The organism is Aurantiacibacter rhizosphaerae, from assembly GCF_009807005.1.
In the GTDB taxonomy this organism is placed as follows: Bacteria; Pseudomonadota; Alphaproteobacteria; order Sphingomonadales; family Sphingomonadaceae; genus Alteraurantiacibacter; species Alteraurantiacibacter rhizosphaerae.
This window is the reverse complement of the sequence record NZ_WUBR01000001.1, coordinates 523,887-538,385: the sequence shown is the minus strand read 5'-3', so window position 1 is coordinate 538,385 and position 14,499 is coordinate 523,887. Positions and strand designations below refer to the sequence as shown.

Sequence of the window (14,499 nt, the reverse complement as noted above, 5' to 3'; positions counted from 1 at the left end):
GACGAAAGGGCAGCTTTGCTACTCGTTCTTTCCCAAACGAGACGGTCAGCAAGTGGCCCAAAATCTCACATTGAAAAGGCGGCCCGTCCCGGAAGGGACGGACCGCCCGCCGAGTGACCTGGACCTGTCAGGAGGGGTCAGGCAGCCTGCTCGGCAATCTCGTCAGTTTCTACTGCGTTGACCGCTTCGTCTTCTTCGTGGTCGGACAATTCGCCTTCTTCGGAACCGGCGAAACGCATGATCGGCGGAACCCAAGCCTGCGCCCGTTCTTTGACCTCGGGCTCGCCGATAAAGTTGCCCGAGAAGATGCGTTCGGCAGCGCTCGCCAGTTCGGCCTTCTTCGAGGCAGCATAGCGACTGACCAGTTCGGGACCGCCGGCGGCATCGAGCGCTTCGAGCGTGCGAGCCTTGGCCACCCGGTCGAAGTAGTTCGCCGCCGTGGGACGCCACCAATGCGCGGTCTCGATGTCGAGGAGTGAGCCCAACGCCTCATGCATCGGCACCGAGCGCTCGCCTTCGCAGGCAAGGCTGGCAACAAGCGTCCGCGAGACGACATGACCAAGCCAGGCCGAGCGCGCCTCGTCGGAAAGCGCCCGGAACCTGGCAAACCGTTCAACGTCGGTTTCGCCAGAACGCCAGCTTTCATCGAGGGACCCGGCAAACTCGGCCAGAGCAGCGCTTGCCGGTGCATCCTTGGCCTCGAACCCGGCAACCGGGCCACACGCGACCGAGCCGACAAGCATCGACGCTTTTTTGGCGCGCCAGTCATGCCCATCGGCATCGGCGAGCGTGAAGACCATGAAGTCGAGCGCCAGTGCCGGATCGTTGGCGAGATGTATCGCCAGGATGTCGCGGCGCTGCATGGCCAGTTCATCGAGCAGGCGCTGTGAGAGCGAGCTCCCTTTGGCTTTCGCCGTTCCAGTCTCCTCGACTGCTTCGACCACACCTTCGTCAGCGATGAATTCGGTCTCGGTATAGAACTGCGGGACCAAGGTCGGCTCGCCATTACGCGAAAGGACGAGGAAGGCGCCAGCTTCGGCCTTCAGATCCTCAGGGAGTACCGGCGGCCGGTCGTTGAGCGCGCGCATGGCGCGGTCGATGACAACGAGTTCCTGTTCAGCCTTGGCGACCTCGTCCTCGTCGCTGTCCTCGTTTTCGAGTACGCCGGCGACGCGGTCATAGTCGGCCTCGAGTTGGCCGAGCTCCCGCGCTTCCTGCTCGGTCATCGGCGCAGGCTCGCAGGGCAAGCGACCGAGACCTTCAACAAGGTCGTGGCTGACGTAGTTGCCAAGGGTCGGCCGAACCCAGGCAAGGCCATATTCAAGCGCGGTCCTTGCTGCGGCCTCTTCCATGGCCTTGTGCGCGAGGTCCTCGAGAAGCGCGACATCGATCCAGCTCTCGCTGGCATCATCGTCGAACAGTTCTCGCTCGATCCGGCCGCCTGCGGCGAGGTAGGCATCGCGTCCGACGAGCACAGCTCGCGGATCGGAACCACGCACCGTGGCATCGAGCACCATGCGGCGGATCGTGTCGGGCGTGATCTGATACCAGGCGTCCTGCAGCTCGGCATAGACATGCGCCTGGCGCTCGACGTCGGAGATCGCGCCATAGGCCTTGGCCATGTCGAGCGTGATCGTGCCTTCGGCGAGCGCTTCGAAGACGCAAGGCGCGAGAGAGGCCAAACGCAGGCGCCCTTCGACGAAACGGACGGTGAGGCCGAAGCGGCGCGCCACGTCTTCGGTGGTAGCGCCTGCCTCGATGATCGCCGCGAAGGCCTGCGCTTCGTCGGCCGGGTTCATCGCGAGGCGCTGGAAGTTTTCGGCAAGACTGGCTTCGCGCATTTCGCTTTCCTCGCCCTCGATGACAAGGCAGGTGACTTCGTGGTTCTCGGGCAACGTGCCCTCATTTGCCAGCGCCTGCAGCGCGGCGAGACGGCGACCGCCGGCCTCCACCTCGAACTTGCCGCGCTTTCCTTTGCGCACGACAAGGTTCTGCAGCAGGCCGCGCGCGGCGATGTCTGCCCGCAGCTGGAGGTCGGCCAGCACGTCGTTCGACTTGCGAACGTTACGCGGGCTCGGGACGAGCTTCTTCAAGGGAATCGACTGGATCATGGGTGTTCTCCTGATGGAATGAAGGCTCAGGTGAGGATCACGAGGCCCACAAGCCCAAAGGGCTCCCTCCACTCTCATTCTGAGATTGGGGTCTGCCCGAGGGATCAGGCGGCAAGCGCGGGGAGAACCGACGAGGCATTCGACACCGGGACGAACAGGCGCGTGCGATAGCGGATGATCTCGGTGAAGCAGCCTTTGCCCTTGTACCAGTCGAGCCGATCGGGCGAGAACCCGGTCAGTTCAAGGCGCTGTTCGCCGCCGACCAGCGATCGCTTGACGGTCAAGGCATCGTGGCTTGCGAGGCCCAGCGGCTTGCCGCTGGCGATGACGAGCTCACCGATCTGGTCCGGCGCCGGACCGGTAACTTTGGAGAGGCCAAAGGTCTCAGCGATCGCAGCGAGATCGATATCGAGCACTTCGCGGCCGATGATCGACTGGCCGTCCTCGGCAACGAGCCGGGTGACGCGGACATGATCGCCAGGCAGGCGCTTCCAGACCGGAAGCAACAGCCCGGTGGCGAGATGGACGCGCTCGGTCACCGGCGAAGCGGCTGCCTCCTCTTCCTCGGCCCGCCAGGCGCTGGTGAAAGCGGTGACGCCAATTTTCTCCCAGTGGCTCTCAGCGAGTGCCTCAAGCGTCCAGTTCGCGGACTTGAGCGGTCGCAGCAGGCGTCGGCGTTCGATTACCGCTCCGTCGTCGGCAATGAGACGCCGGGCTGGAACCGACAATGCGACCTTGCCCGAACGCGTATTGCGCATCGGGATCGCGTGCAGGCTGCCGATCTCGTGCATTCGCACCAGGCGCTGCAATCGCAGAGGCCGAAGGTGCCTCGTCACTTCGAGCGAGACGAGCCGGGTTTCTGCTCCGGTCACGGGGTCGGTGCGCAAGAGTTCATCTGCCAGGACCGTGAAACGGTCGACCCTGACGGTTTCCAGTCCCTGGTCGAGCGTTCCCGCCTCGCGCGCGGCTTCGATCCGCGCTTCGACGAGGCCGAGATATTCGTCGAAGATTGCGTTCTGGAGCGCGATCGGCAGCGCGAGAATGCGATTGAGCCAACGCTGGATCGTGGGGAGATTATCGGTCAATCCGCCCTCCGGGTTTTCGAGCCGGAGACCCGTGCGCTCGACGAAGTTGCCGAAACTCGTGGCCTCGAGCTTGCCGTCATAGAGCAGTTGGAACCAGCGACTGAGCGCGTCGCGCGCATAATCGCTTTCGAGATTGTCTGCCGGATCGAACAGGTTCTGTCCGCCGGTCTGACGCTGGCCGCGCGTCAGCGCGCCCAACGCGTCGAGCCGACGCGCAATGGTCGAGATGAACCGGCGTTCGCCCTTCACGTCGGTGGTTACCGGCCGGAAGAGCGGGGCCGAGGCCTGGTTGGTGCGGTTCGTACGGCCGAGACCCTGGATCGCGTTGTCGGCGCGCCAGCCCGGCTCGAGCAGGAAATGGACCCGGCGCTGCTGGTTCCTGGCGCCCAAATCGGCATGGTAGGACCGCCCCGTGCCGCCCGCATCCGAGAAGACCAGGATGCGCTTGGTCCCTTCCATAAAGCTTTGCGCTTCAGCGACATTGGCGCTGGGGCTTCGCCGTTCGAGGCGCTGCTGATCGTTGCGCCCCAGGACCAGCCTGCGAGTCCGGCCCGTGACCTCTGCCACGGACTCGGATCCGAAGTGTTCGATGATCGCGTCGAGCGCGGTAGCGATGGGCGGCAGCGCGCAGAGCTGCTCGATCAGCGCATCGCGCGCGGCCATGGCGCGCGGGCAGAGTACGGGATTGCCCAGCTCATCGCTCATCGCCTCGGAGCGAAGATTGCCCTCCTCGTCGGTGAAGACCTGCATCAGGCGGACAGGGAAGCTCTTGGCGAGGTAGTCGATGACGTATTCGCGCGGTGACAGATCGATATCGAGCACCTCACGTTCCTCGTCGGAGAGGTCGGCAAGGCGCCGGTCGAGCATGGCCTCGGCGGTCGAGACCAGCTGCACGACCGCCGAATGGTTCTCGCCAAGCGCCGCTTCCATCGCCGGGACTAGGCTCGGCAATTTCATCGAAAGCAGGAGCTGGGCAAAGAAGCGCTGCTTGGTGCCTTCGAAGATCGACAGCGCTGCCGCCTTGGCATTCCGATTGAGCGTATCGCCGCTGTCCTCGTCGACCACGCGGGTTGCTTCGAGCGCGGCTTCGAGGTCGCGGTGAATGATCGCCCACGCATCAGCATAGGCGTCATAGATTTTGACCTGCGCTTCGGTCAGGCTGTGCTCGAGGATCTCGTACTCGACCCCGGCGAAGGACAGCGCGCGGGCGAGATAGAGGCCCTGCGCCTTCAGGTCGCGGGCGACGAGCTCCATCGCCGCGACGCCGCCAGCGCGGATCTCGGTCATGAACGCTTCGTGGGTCGGGAATGCGGTCTCGGGTCCCCAAAGGCCTAGCCGGGAAGTGTAGCCGAGGTTGGCGATATCCGAGGCACCTGTTGCAGACGCATAGAGCACGCGGGCGCGCGGGAGATGGTTCTGCAGCCTGAGGCCCGCCATGCCCTGTTCGGAGCCCTTGACCTTGCCGCGGGTTGAAGAGCCCCCGAGCGCATTGGCCATGGCGTGGGCTTCGTCGAAAGCGATCACGCCATCATAATCCTCACCCGTCCAATCAAGGATCTGGTCGAGCCGCGTATCCTCGGCGCGCCCCGAGCGGAGCGTCGGGTAGGTGACGAAGAGAATGCCTTCGGACATCGTTACAGGAGACCCAAGTTTCCAGCGGGAGAGTGGCTGGATGTCGAGCGGCAGTCCGCCAAGCACTTCCCAATCGCGGCGGGCGTCTTCGAGCAGCGCCTCGTTCTTCGTGATCCAGATTTGGCGACGCTCGCCTGCGAGCCAACGGTCCATGATGACCGCCGCGATCTGCCGCCCCTTGCCCGCTCCGGTCCCGTCACCAAGGAAGAAGCCCTGTCGGTATGCGTGACCATCCTCGGACAGTTCCAGCGAGGTGCCTTCCTGGCTGACCTTGAACTGCCCGGGGAGATCGCGTGCAAATGCCTGGGCAGCGTAGACCAGTGTCTCGCACTGCGCTTCGGACAGGAGGCCATCGGCCTGCCAACCTGCGGGAAGGCGTGGGCGAACATCCGGCTGGGGCGCCGCGACCGAGCCCATGGCGATCGATTCCACGAGCGGGGTGGGATGAACCGGCGCATCTTCGAAGGCGATGCGGCTGGGGCGGTAAGGCAGGTAGATGCCGGTCTGTTCGGGCACCGGCGCGAGGTCGGCCAAAACCGAATAGGCCAGGTCGACCGCATTTGCTGCGGCTCCTGTTGTCGCAGCGAACGGTGCTACCGGTCGGATCGGCGTGCGTTGGGTCGTAGTCATGCCGGCAAGGCGCACTGGCTTGCCGATAGGCAGGCGATAAACGCTCGCGGATGTTGGCAGACGTGGCGGAAGCGCGGTGACTAGCTCGTGGAGCGCGATCAGGTCGGCAACATCTCCGGTGATCGTGGGCGAGGACGCAGTCGGCTTCTTGTCGAACACAACCAGGCGAACGGCGATCCCCGTCCCTGTCCGGCGAAACATCTGCTGCAAGCGAACATCGAGGAGCAGCCACGCTTCGTCCTGTGCCTCGGCGAAAGTGGAAGCATCGAATCCTTCGGGCATGATGGCGACAAGCCTTGCGCCACTGGCGGCGGCCCGGATCGCACTGCGCAGGTGGCGCTGGGCGGTCTCGCCGTCCTTGCCGCGTTCTTGGCTGCGGGCAAACGGCGGGTTTACCAGCACGACCGACGGAACGGGGCCACGATGCAGATCGGCAATCAGTTCGCCGTCATACGCAGTGATGGTGGCCGAAGGGAAGATGTGGCCCAGGCTGTCTCGTCTGGCCAGATCGATCTCGTTGAGGACCAACGAGGCGTTCTGGGCGCTCCCCCAAAGAGCAAGGGAACCATTACCGGCAGAAGGTTCGAGGAGCGTGTCTTGGACTGAGATCGCTGCCGCCTTTGCCATCATCCAGGCCAGCGTTGGCGGGGTCGAGAACTGCTGGAGCTCGACCTGTCCTTCGCTGCGCACGTGCCGCGGCGGCAAGGCTGCTTCGAGCCAGTCGAAACGCGCTTCTGCTTCATGCACGCTCGTCGACAGATCGATGCGAGAAGACTCGCGAAGCCAGAGCAGTGCGCCGATCTCGACCGCGTTGTTATAGTCATCGATGGTCCAGGCGCTTCCCCAGTCCAGGACGCCGGTCTCGTCGGCGAACAGCCCGGAAATGTCGGCACGGGTAAGATGACGCCCCGAGGCAAGAAGTTCGGCAACCCTGACGCCAACAGTGTAAGCTAATGGCACTGACGACTGTTGCTCGCCGGCGGGAAACAGGTCTGATTGAAACATGGCAATTCGTCCTCCTGATGAGGGCATCGGGACACGCCCTCTGCCGGATCAGGAATTCGAGAAGCTCTCTCTCCTCTACCGCGCCGCTTTGCGGCGCAGCCATGCTGTAAGTTCATCGTTCCAGTCGGTGTCGCGTGAGTGTGGTTTGCGAACGTGGATCGTCCGCCCATCGCGGGCATAAGCGGCCAGGCCACGCGAGGCGGCCAGCTCGCCGCCAGCATCGTGATCGACGAAGAGGTGAAGCTCGGTCACGCTCTCAGGCACGCTGACGAGACCGAAGCGCTCATTACCCAGGGTCGCCCAGACGGGGATGCCGGTGAGGGCATAAGCCGACATCGCGCTCTCGATACCCTCGGCGAGGCCGAGCTTCCCGGATGCCGGAGCGAAGAGGCGGACAGCAGCTTCACCAAGCGCGCCGAGCGCGCGCTTCGGTTTGTCGAAGTCGGCCTTGGCATTGCCCGAAAGGAACGTGCGATGGACGGCGATCGGCCCCTCGTCGAGGCTGACTGCCGCAATCATGGCCCGCAAAAAGCGGGTGCGTCCCTTCGGACCAAGCGGGGTTCGTGGATGGAAGCGGAGCGCAGGAGATGCGGCGAGAATGCCGCGGCTTTCAAGATATGCTTTTGCCGGACTGGCACGCAGTGGCTGTGCATCGCGCCAGATCCTCAGCGCTGCCGCCGAGGGTTTGCGCGTTCTGGTCGGCTCGGGACCGTCGGTAGTCGCAGAACCTGAAAAGAGCGAGCTTACGTCGACGCCTTCACTCGCCAGAGCAGCAAGCACGCTCTGCTGATCGCATCCCGCGAAGCAGTGGAAGAGAATGGCCTTTTGGCCGAGCGTCACACCGAGGGACGGCGTGCGGTCATCATGCGCGGGGCAACAAGCAATGCCCTTTGTGCCGGACCATTTGCCCCCTCGCGATTCGCAAATACGACGAGCGGTCTCGGCAAGTGACCGGTTGGGATGAGTTTGGACAGACAGGGACATGCGAGCTCCTCAGCATGCAAAGTGGCCCCCTCATCAGCGTTCCTCTCCTCTCCCAAAGGAAGGCATTCGCTGCTTTCCTACAGGCATGTGTTCTATTTATGTTCTATCGGGATTCGAATCAATGGAGCACCACTCGAGATGACCTGCCTCAATCGTCGGACCGCGATAGCGGTCGCCTGTTTGGGAATGATCGCGACCTCCTCCCAGCAAGTCCGCGCCCAGGATTTCACCTTGTTCGAGCACGCGATCGTTCCACCGGAGACGGACCAGCAGCCGGCAAGGGAATATCTTCCTGCAATCTACCAAGCCGGGCCAGCAATCGTATCCTACCGGGAGGGCCTGTATATGGCGGCGATAGCCGAGGCTGAACGCCGTTACGGGCTTCCGACCAACCTGCTTCGTGCTCTTATCTGGGCTGAGTCCCGCTTCAATCCGATGGCTGTTAGTCCAGCCGGTGCTGCCGGGCTGGCTCAGCTTATGCCGGCCACGGCGAGAGAACTGGGCGTCCGGAACCGTCATGACCCTCTTGCATCGATCGACGGTGGCGCCAGGTACCTTCGCGATATGTTAGACCGGTTCGACGCAGTCCACCTGGCCTTGGCTGCTTACAATGCTGGCCCGGGTGCCGTCTCCCGATCACGCGGCATTCCCAACAATGGTGAAACGCCGCAATATGTCCGGTCTGTGTTGGGACGTTGGCAAGCAATTGGTACGTACAATTGACGAAACTACCTGATTTCCGGCTATTGTCTGAAATCATGTGCCGGAATGAAGACGGACAACGCCAGTGAGTGAGACCCCCGGTGAGCCGTTCGACTTTCGCAAGGCGTTGAAGGTACAGAAGCGCCGGAAGCTCAGAAAGGAGATCGCGTTGGGTTTGGGAGCATTCGCGATCGTATTTGCTGGAGGGATGCTGGCACTCAACTGGCCAGTCCATGATGCCAGCCTTGCTAACGATGATCAGCAGCCTCAAACTCTATTCCAGCAAGCGAGCTCCCCGCAATTCGACGTCTGCGGATCGATCCGGCGCATATGCGTCGTGGATGGAGATACTTTCTGGCTTAATGGCGTGAAGATCCGGATTGCCGACATCGACACTCCCGAGATCAGCGAGCCTCGCTGCGACTATGAGTACCAACTCGGCATGCGTGCGACGTACCGCCTTGTCGAATTGCTCAATGACGGGCCCTTTGAACTGACGACTATCGGGAGCAGAGATGAGGATCAGTACGGTCGCAAATTGCGGGTTGTAACGCGCGGCGGCCGCTCGCTTGGCGATCAGCTGGTCAGCGAAGGGCTGGCGCGGACCTGGACCGGGAGACGTGAGACATGGTGCTGAACCGCGATCAGGAATTGTGGGCCGTCGCGCTCTGGGTCGAAAAGAACCATGGCGAAGAGGGAACCGCGTATATCGCGCAGCAAATCCAGCGGCTATCCAACGAAGGAGACGAGGCAGGCATAGCAACGTGGAAGACTGTTGCTGAGCGCTTCGATCAGCTTAGCTGCCAAAGCTCTACGAACTGAGGCTCGGCACGATGCGGAAGTGGCTTAAGGTCTGGGGCATCAGAATTGAGTTCGCCTTGCTCGCGTCAGTGTCCCTGATAGGGCTGGTCCTGAGCCTTGAATCCTGCACTGGCTGAGAAGAAATTCGTTCTTCCGATCAACCCTTCGCAAATTTTCCCATGATGACCTTTCCTCCTGTGCGGAGCTCATCGAGGTAGTCGCTCCACCATTGAGCCATGCGCACGCGCTCTTCCCAATGTTTGCCGCGATGGTAGATGCCACGCACAACATTGCTGTCGCCATGTGCAAGGGCACGCTCGATCGCATCGGGATTCCAAAGGCCCGACTCGTTCAGGAATGTCGATGCTGTCGCCCGGAGTCCATGCGCGGTGACTTCTTCCTTCGAATATCCCATACGACGAAATGCGGCATTGAGCGTGTTTTCACTCATGGGACGCTTGGAGCTGCGCGCAGACGGGAAGACATATCCTTCGCGGCCGAGCATCTCGGCCAGGTCTGTGAGATAGCCTCTAACTTGCTTGGACAGCGGGACGGCATGCGCTCGGCGCGCTTTCATTTTACCGGCAGGGATCTTCCAGACCCCATCGACCAGGTCGATCTCATGCCATTCGGCGTGGCGGAGTTCGCCGGGGCGTACGAACACATGCGGCGCGATCTGCAAAGCAAACTTGGTCACCATGTAGCCAGTGAAGTCGTCGATTGCGCGCAGCAGCCCGCCTAGCTCGGTGGGCTCGAGGATTGCTGCATAATGCGTGGCTCTCGGCGTTACGAGAGCGCCCCTCAGCATACTGGTCGGATCGGATTTGCAGCGGGTGGTAGCGACACCGTAGCGAAACACGCGGCCTGCGAACGAGCGGCATTTCTTCGCAGTCTCGTGCTTACCAGTGGCTTCCAGTCGTTTCAGAGGAGCCAGGACTTCGAACGGCTCGATCTCGTGGATGGGTCGGTTGCCGATGGCAGGCGCAAGCTTGTCGAGGAAATAATTGGCCTTGACGATCGTGCCATCGGCGCGGCCATTCTGGACCATCATCTGTTCAATATACTCACGTGCGACTGCCTCGAACGTCTGTGCAGAAAGAAACTCTGCGCGGATTTTCCGCTTCCGCTTCTCAAAGGCCGGGTCGCCCCCAGAAGCAACAGCTCGACGCGCCTCGTAGGCCGCGTCTCGCGCTTGCTTGAGGCTGATGTCGGGATAGCTGCCGATGCAGAGCTTCTTTTGCGCGCCGCCGATCCGGTATCGGAATCGCCAAAGTTTGCCGCCGGTCGGCGTGACCTCAACATATAGGCCGCGCTCATCGGTTACCTTGTACGGCTTATCCTTGGGCTTGAGTGCGCGGAGGCGAGTATCTGTCAGCGGCATGTGGGGGCCTTTTCATCTGGGCCTTTGCGAAACGGCCTCAAAAGGCCCACAAAAGTGTCTGGAACCCCCGAGAACAGGCGGGACGATCCGGAACGATCCAAGGGCCAAATCCCTAGGATTTCTGCGGGTTTTATAGATTATTTGGGAGAACGTGAGAAGAACAAATGGTGCCCAGAAGAGGACTCGAACCGCTCTCAGAATGTCGCAAAACTGCGAGAATCTTGACCTTGGTTACTTAAGTGAGGCCCCCGTTGGTGCCCCCAGAATGTATTTTTACCAGAGGATTTGGGTCCCACCCTCGGAAAAACTCAATGATTTCAATAGGCGCCTATTAACGCAAAACGCGTCTGATTTCCAGCAAATTTGCATGGCCGACCAGCTCCAATGCGATGCATTTGACGCGGTGGCGACCAGCTCCGAAAATCGGATGCTAAGTGAAACGATATACATTTTCGCTACAATGCTGTTCGCGACGTTGAGGAGGATTGGCATTTGCTTATCGCACCCGAAGATCCCGGTTCCGAAACCATTCGGGTGCCTGTCCTAAAGGTCTTTGACGGCGATGGCTTCCTGACCCGTATCGACAACCCACGACGGGGAGCAAGCCTTGAAGTGACCATCAGGCTGGGGTTCATCGACGCGCCGGAGATGGAGCAGCCTGGCGGCATCGAAGCGCGTGATTTCCTTCAATCGCTCATTGGCGGAAGGCATGTCGATCTGGCCATTCTGATAAAGATGGACACTGGCGGCATTGTCGATCGCCACAAGCGGATCGTAGCCGTGCCTTACTTGCAGATGGATCAGAGCAATGGTGCCAGCAGTGCGGCTTCCCAGCTCGGACAGTTCATTCGTGGACTGACTGCACCATCTCACCGCAACATCGAATTGGAAATGATCCTCAATGGATGGGCATGGGTACTCGATCGCTATGGACCCGATGAAAGCTACTTCGAGGCGCTTGACGATGCTCAGCGAAATCGACGCGGCATCTGGGCAAATGACGACAACGTTCATCCGTGGGAATTCAAAAAGCAGCGCTACCGGACTCGTCGGGCGAAACCGAAGCCTGCTCCCCAAACGCCTCTCTTCGACGCCCCTGAGGCAGCAATCTCGTGTCCGATGGAAGGCTGCGATGGTCAGTTGGTTGAGAAGAGCGGACGTTTCGGGACTTTCCTTGGATGCTCGAATTTTCCGAGGTGCCGTCACTCACGCAATTTGAATGGATGACTGGAGTGAGCTCTAAGGGATCGCAGCGATGTCCGAGCGCGTCTGCAATCGAGGGGCTTTTATCCCGCAAAACGCGATTTTTGAAAAATGCGGGATAAATCGCGGATTGGCCCTCTGCGTTCTTCCTATGTTCGAACATTCTTGTTTTGCTAACGCATGAAGCGTATATTCTCACCCTGAGATCGATTCCGCAGGTTTAAGATGAGCAACCTAACTGCACAGGTTCTGGCAACGGTGAACGCCCCCTATGGGGCGAACCATTCCGCTCATCAACTCGCTGCGCTCATCGCTGACCCATCGAGTGTGGAAACGTGTGACGCCAGCGTCTTCGCTTTCTTCTCGGAAGTGGCACCAGCGATCCAGAAAGCCTTCATGGCTGAAATGAAGGTCAATGAGGATATGGCGAAAGCTGTCGCTGGCCAGTTTTCCAAGATGGCTGGGTACTCGCTGCCTCTAGCAGCCTGAGAAAGTGATCTCGCCTCGACAGCAGCCGAGCCAATGGCCGCTTCTATTTGATTTGGCATCCGACATCATCGCGCGAACCACCGAAGCCGTTGGCCGCGAGCCAGATTGGTCGTTCGGAGGTGGGACTGCATTGATGCTCCAGATCGATCATCGCGAGAGCCATGACATCGACCTCTTCCTTTCCGATCCCCAATTCCTCCCTTACCTCAATCCCGAGACGCAGGGGTTTGAGCTCGATCGAATGCCAGACACCTACAAAACAGACGGCGCAGGTTCCCTCAAACTGATCTTCGAGGACATTGGTGAAATCGACTTCATTTGCTGTGCCGACATTACGCCAGAGCCATCACAGGTCAGTGAGCTACGGGGGCGAACAATCCGGCAGGAAACTGCGGCAGAGATAGTTGCTAAGAAGGTCTACTATCGCGGTGCATCGATGCAGCCACGCGATATGTTCGATATCGCGGCTACCAACGAAAAGCTGGGCAAAGACTACGTGATCAATGCCCTCCGGGAATGTGGAGTTGATCGATGTACGAATGCCCTTCGAGCTGCGGAAAATATGAAGCCTGAGTTCGCTAGCTCAATCATCAAGCAACTCATGTACCGCGATCATAACGGTCACTTGGTTGACGAAGCGCAGGCGATTACAGTGCAGCTGTTGCGTGCAACGCTAGGCGCCTAGGGCTCCCCTCGCTCAGCCCCAATATCCGCCCACTCAAGAACCAGCTTGTCACCCTTGACACGGGGCAAGGCCTTGCGTGGAATGAGCTTCCCGCGAACCTCGAAGTCAGAGGTGATCTTGACCAGAAAGACCATGCTGAAGTTCCGTCTGAGGTTCAGCGTGACCCGGTCATTGCTCTTGAATGGTGTGATTGTCTTGACCTCGACCAGGTCATTGCCGAGCCGTCCGTCCGATCCTTGAGCGTAGTTGCGGTGCAGCTTTATGCCGTGCGTGATCGCCCCGTAGAGCTCTCCGATATCGCCATACACCTGAAGGTGCTTGCCTGTGTGAAGGTGATAATCTTCAGCCGTGCCGATCAGGTTCTCGAATATCGAGACCAGCGACAGATCGGCATTGGGATATTTTGCCCGCCATTCCTTGTACTGGATTTGCTCGTTGATTTCGTCCCAGCTGATCCATTCGCCATCATCCCAGATGGCATTATCCGACCGAAGTTGCTGCATCCGCAAATCCGCTAACGTGTAAAGATTTTCGCGCCTTCTTTGCATGTCCGCATCAACGTGCAAAGCGAAAGCGCGTTTGCTTGTCATATCGGCTCAAGCTGCGATTCGCGCGAAAACCGGTCTCCCGTTGCACCAGAACCGCCGATTCGGACCTGCATTGGCCGAAAGCGGACACCAGCGGCAAAAATTCTTTCAGTCCCGGATTGTCCATAGCGATCCAACATCGTCCACCCGCCAATGCGGAACGGCATTTGTTCTATTTTTGTTCTTTCCTACATCATTGCGATTCGCATAGCGTTTGTCGCGTCACCGAAGCTTGGTGGCGCTGAGTTGAACATCTGATCGCACGGTCCGCAACGGCAATTTGAAGGACAACCCATCGTCGTGGGGGAACACGGCTTCGGTGACAGAACCTTGAAGCAAAGGAGTCTGTCGTGCCGAATACTGAATTACTCACCTGCCATGAGGTCATGCGCCTCACGGGCATTCGCAGCCGGACAACAATCTGGCGACGCATCCGCCGAGGTGCCTTTCCTCATCCCATCGACATTGGCGGCGGGCGTATCCGCTGGCGTTCCACCGACATCGAGGAGTGGATCGAGGCCCTCCCCCTGCGCAGCTATTGACCCCTCCTGGGCGGGCAATGGCCCGCAGAAAGCATCTCCCCCATGTCCATCCTTTCCCTTATCAACGCGGCCCTGCAGAAGCATGGCTGGCTGATCGGTCGCCTTCCGAGCGATGACGTAGAGCGCGCGGCCCAGCTCGTCGAATTGCTCGTTGAAGACAACGCCGATGGGCGCGCCCGTCGCCACACATTGCATCCCTGGCTCTGGTACGAACGCCCGGTCCGCGAGCGGTTTGAGGGGCAAGACTGTTGCCTCACTGTCGAGGGCCCGATTTACAGGAGCCGAGACGGGACCGGGTATCCGCTTGGCAGCCAGCTTCGCACCGAATTCGGGTGGCTTGACCTCACGCCAGAAGAGACCAACCTGCTCGCAGATGACGTTCGATCAGCGATCGACCTCGCACTGCTTCGCTGGTTCACACGCCCTGATATGGCGGAGCGCCAGTTGCCTTCCCGCCAGTCCCGCGAACGGTATTTCGACGACGATATCGCCCGCAATCTGATCCTGTCTGCGACGCCTCCAACGGCAAGCATGGAGCAAGACGCCCATGCCAGTTGACCGGAGAAAAGCTGGAGATGGAAGGGGCCACGATACTGCGTATCGGACCCGTAATTTTCATACACACCCCACGCACGTGTGCATCAAGGATTTCTGCGGTTTCT

The 14,499-nt window shown here is 60.4% G+C and carries 13 protein-coding genes; 8 read left to right on the top strand and 5 right to left on the bottom strand.

The window, feature by feature from the left end:
- Positions 1-137: 137 nt before the first annotated feature.
- From GRF63_RS02520 to GRF63_RS02510, 3 genes are all read right to left on the bottom strand, one after another.
- Positions 138-2,111, bottom strand: a complete 1,974-nt coding sequence (locus GRF63_RS02520) for a ParB/RepB/Spo0J family partition protein (protein WP_160484425.1) — start codon at positions 2,109-2,111, stop codon at positions 138-140.
- Between the two features lie 104 nt (positions 2,112-2,215).
- On the bottom strand, positions 2,216-6,463 hold the full coding sequence (locus tag GRF63_RS02515; protein WP_160484424.1) for a strawberry notch family protein: 4,248 nt from the start codon (positions 6,461-6,463) through the stop codon (positions 2,216-2,218).
- 75 nt (positions 6,464-6,538) lie between these two features.
- A complete protein-coding gene (locus GRF63_RS02510; protein WP_202131546.1) occupies positions 6,539-7,447 on the bottom strand; it encodes a DUF7146 domain-containing protein in 909 nt (302 codons plus the stop codon).
- Between the two features lie 138 nt (positions 7,448-7,585).
- Here GRF63_RS02510 and GRF63_RS02505 point away from each other — a divergent pair, with 138 nt between their 5' ends.
- From GRF63_RS02505 to GRF63_RS02495, 3 genes are all read left to right on the top strand, one after another.
- Positions 7,586-8,170, top strand: coding sequence for a lytic transglycosylase domain-containing protein (locus tag GRF63_RS02505; protein WP_160484423.1), 585 nt, complete (start codon positions 7,586-7,588; stop codon positions 8,168-8,170).
- Between the two features lie 64 nt (positions 8,171-8,234).
- Entirely contained in the window at positions 8,235-8,786 is a 552-nt protein-coding gene (locus GRF63_RS16355; RefSeq protein ID WP_337189596.1) for a thermonuclease family protein, read from the top strand.
- Complete coding sequence (locus GRF63_RS02495) at positions 8,777-8,971, top strand: DUF6961 family protein (RefSeq protein WP_061921215.1); 195 nt, start codon at positions 8,777-8,779, stop codon at positions 8,969-8,971. The genes GRF63_RS16355 and GRF63_RS02495 overlap by 10 nt, the downstream gene beginning before the upstream one ends.
- Before the next feature lie 136 nt (positions 8,972-9,107).
- On the opposite strand, the gene GRF63_RS02490 is transcribed toward GRF63_RS02495, so the two are convergent.
- Complete coding sequence (locus GRF63_RS02490; RefSeq protein ID WP_160484422.1) at positions 9,108-10,331, bottom strand: tyrosine-type recombinase/integrase; 1,224 nt, start codon at positions 10,329-10,331, stop codon at positions 9,108-9,110.
- Positions 10,332-10,823: 492 nt separating this feature from the next.
- Between GRF63_RS02490 and GRF63_RS02485 the strand changes: the two genes are divergently transcribed.
- The 3 genes from GRF63_RS02485 to GRF63_RS02475 all read left to right on the top strand — a co-directional run bounded on the left by GRF63_RS02485 (position 10,824) and on the right by GRF63_RS02475 (position 12,708).
- Entirely contained in the window at positions 10,824-11,558 is a 735-nt protein-coding gene (locus tag GRF63_RS02485; protein WP_157668101.1) for a topoisomerase DNA-binding C4 zinc finger domain-containing protein, read from the top strand.
- Positions 11,559-11,759: 201 nt separating this feature from the next.
- Positions 11,760-12,023 (top strand): hypothetical protein, encoded by a 264-nt coding sequence (locus GRF63_RS02480; protein ID WP_066842364.1) that lies wholly within the window; start codon positions 11,760-11,762, stop codon positions 12,021-12,023.
- A gap of 52 nt (positions 12,024-12,075) precedes the next feature.
- On the top strand, positions 12,076-12,708 hold the full coding sequence (locus GRF63_RS02475) for a nucleotidyl transferase AbiEii/AbiGii toxin family protein (protein WP_202131545.1): 633 nt from the start codon (positions 12,076-12,078) through the stop codon (positions 12,706-12,708).
- Here the strand turns inward: GRF63_RS02475 and GRF63_RS02470 are convergent.
- Positions 12,705-13,298 (bottom strand): hypothetical protein, encoded by a 594-nt coding sequence (locus tag GRF63_RS02470; RefSeq protein ID WP_237392257.1) that lies wholly within the window; start codon positions 13,296-13,298, stop codon positions 12,705-12,707. The genes GRF63_RS02475 and GRF63_RS02470 overlap by 4 nt on opposite strands.
- A 347-nt stretch (positions 13,299-13,645) precedes the next feature.
- On the opposite strand from GRF63_RS02470, the gene GRF63_RS02465 reads away from it, so the two are divergent.
- Positions 13,646-13,837: a helix-turn-helix transcriptional regulator gene (locus GRF63_RS02465; protein ID WP_087910441.1), complete on the top strand. Its 192-nt coding sequence runs from the start codon at positions 13,646-13,648 to the stop codon at positions 13,835-13,837.
- Positions 13,838-13,879: 42 nt separating this feature from the next.
- Positions 13,880-14,395, top strand: coding sequence for a hypothetical protein (locus GRF63_RS02460; RefSeq protein WP_066842359.1), 516 nt, complete (start codon positions 13,880-13,882; stop codon positions 14,393-14,395).
- Positions 14,396-14,499 lie beyond the last annotated feature (104 nt).